Origin of the sequence: Zhongshania sp., assembly GCF_041584495.1 — a bacterium.
Lineage (GTDB): Bacteria > Pseudomonadota > Gammaproteobacteria > Pseudomonadales > Spongiibacteraceae > Spongiibacter.
Map to the genome: position 1 here is coordinate 1 of NZ_JBFHDY010000248.1, position 2,296 is coordinate 2,296.

Below are 2,296 nucleotides of genomic sequence, written 5' to 3' on the forward strand. Positions count from 1 at the left end.
CAGTCGTCGTTCTGACATTCAACCTCTATCTTGTGCATTAGTATCACTCCGTAGTTAGTAGTCCGTATAACAAAGCAAAATCAGTCGGACTCCGCTTCGCTGCGCCTCTGTTTTGCGGGGTTAAATCGACCTTCTCAAATGGTACAGAAAAGCCAGCACGCAATCACGGTCATGGCGAAGTGCTAAGTATTTCTCAGCACTTGCGCTGTGGTATTGCTTGTATAGCCTTACGTGTGAATCGTGCATGGCTGGATATTAATTATAAAAAGGTATTGATGCAAGAATTGTTTTATAATATTATTGGTGGTGAGTGATTAACCCTTTTAATTTGCGGCTGCTAAAGCAGTCCGAAACATTTACCTGTTATGCGCTGGCGCGCAATGGAGAAACAAATTGGATATTTTAGACAAGAACCAAAAGACACTAAAGAAATTCGACGCTGTTCATATTATTGGTGACTCGGGCTTGTGGATTATTGCTGGCTTTGATGGTGGTGATGTACTGCTGCAAAATATGCAAGGGCAGATTTTAACTCGGATGCCGCAAAACGTAGCTAAATTGAGCGCATAACACCAAATTAGCGAGCCGATAGGTATCGCTGAATGCAGAGTTATACCGGAGGGGAATATGGAATATCGGCATTTTACAATAGAAATAGACGCTGACCGATGGGTCGATAAGTGGGTGGCTACCCATGAAAACTATGACGGGCCTGAGAGTTACTATCCGGTTATCACCGGGAAAGACCAGGATGAAGTCATAGAAGAAATTGACGAATGGCTGGCCAACTGCCCGCATAACCATATTGACAGCGCGGTTTGCGAAAAATGCTCAGGCTCGGGCCAAGGCGTGTTCGAGGGGACTATATGCTGGCAATGTAACGGCAATGGCGCATACGGTGACTTTTGCACCGACTGTGACGAGAACATAGGGGATTGATATGAGCGAGAAAAACATTTACCAGCGAATTAACGCGGTGATGCAGAAAGTTGAATACGTCCGCAAGGATGCAAGCGTACAGGGCTATCGGGCCGTGACTCACGACATGGTAACGGCTGTTATCCGGCGCGAGCTGGTGGCAAAGGGTATCGTAGTTCACCTTGAGCAATTGAAGTCCGAACTACTGGAGCGGCGAGACAAGGAAAAAGGCGTATCAATGCACCTGTATAGCGGCGACTACGCCGTCAGCTTTGTCAATATCGACAATCCAGAGGATCGGGTAACGGTCACCATTAACGCCCACGCTGCTGATACTGGCGACAAAGCACCCGGCAAGGCGGCAAGCTACGCGACCAAATACGCCATGCTCAAAGTCTTTAGCCTTGAGACTGGGGAGAACGAGGAAAGTCGCACGGCTGAGCAATTCCCGTATACTGCCATCCAGAAGGCGACCTTTGATGAATTGCTTGAAAGCAAAAACGCACTAGGCTTTACTGTCTTTGCTCAAACCGTTGGCCCTGAGATAATGACCGCCCTTAATGGCAGTTTCGAGAAGGGGCAGGTATCATCCGGCAAGAAGCTGTGCAAAGAGCTGGAAACGGAAGGGTGGAAGATAATCGAAGATTACGCCCTGCAAATTCAGGAACACATTAAGAATCAAGACCCAGCACTAGGCGAACTGGTTGACGAATTAACGCCAGACGAAAAACGCCTAGTAGTTAAAAAACTCACCCAGTCGGATATAGAATATCTGCGCTCACTCAAAAGTAACGAGGAATAAACATGGCTAAATATGGTGTGTCGCTAAAGATCGATGTTTCCCAAATCGATAAGGCGCGACTATTCAAAGGCAAGAAAGGCACGTACCTTGACGCAACGGTTTTTATTGACGTTGACAACCAAGGGCAGTACGGCGACAACGGTATGATTACTCAGGACGTTGACAAGGACGAAAAAGCCCAAGGCGTGAAGGGTAACATTCTGGGTAACTGTAAGGTTTTCTGGCGCGACGACGGGCAGGCACAGGCCGCACCGCAGCAGCAAAGCAGCGCAGGCCAGTTTACCGATTTTGACGATAGCGACTCAATCCCATTCTAGGTTTCCCCATCCCCTATTGGCCGCATAACAGCGGCCTTTTTTATGCCTAATCGGTATATAAAAATGCTTGAAGCGGTGCGGGTTATTTTATAAAGTACACCCATACCAACAACACACTGCGAGGGGTACACAAGATGGGCAGCTACCACCAAATCATCAAGAACGGCGAAGACGGCGAGTACATTTTGCGCGATTACGTGTGGAATGCTGGCGATGCTGTTTCGATTGCAGAGCGCGAGCAGGCAAACTGCGGCGAAGG

Annotated in this window: 4 protein-coding genes; all 4 read left to right on the forward strand. The window is 48.0% G+C overall.

Annotated features, from left to right (window positions below; all coding sequences use genetic code 11):
* The first annotated feature begins 393 nt into the window (after positions 1-393).
* Genes ABYP33_RS18750 through ABYP33_RS18765 form a run of 4 tightly spaced genes read left to right on the forward strand, consistent with a single transcriptional unit; the run spans position 394 to position 2,037 of the window.
* The gene (locus ABYP33_RS18750) at positions 394-570 is read left to right on the forward strand and encodes a hypothetical protein (protein ID WP_373092827.1); all 177 of its coding nucleotides are present in this window, start codon (positions 394-396) and stop codon (positions 568-570) included.
* 57 nt (positions 571-627) lie between these two features.
* Entirely contained in the window at positions 628-939 is a 312-nt protein-coding gene (locus ABYP33_RS18755; protein ID WP_373092830.1) for a hypothetical protein, read from the forward strand.
* Between the two features lies 1 nt (position 940).
* Positions 941-1,720: an ERF family protein gene (locus ABYP33_RS18760; protein ID WP_373092831.1), complete on the forward strand. Its 780-nt coding sequence runs from the start codon at positions 941-943 to the stop codon at positions 1,718-1,720.
* Positions 1,721-1,722: 2 nt separating this feature from the next.
* Positions 1,723-2,037, forward strand: a complete 315-nt coding sequence (locus ABYP33_RS18765) for a hypothetical protein (RefSeq protein WP_373092833.1) — start codon at positions 1,723-1,725, stop codon at positions 2,035-2,037.
* The last annotated feature ends 259 nt before the right edge of the window (positions 2,038-2,296 follow it).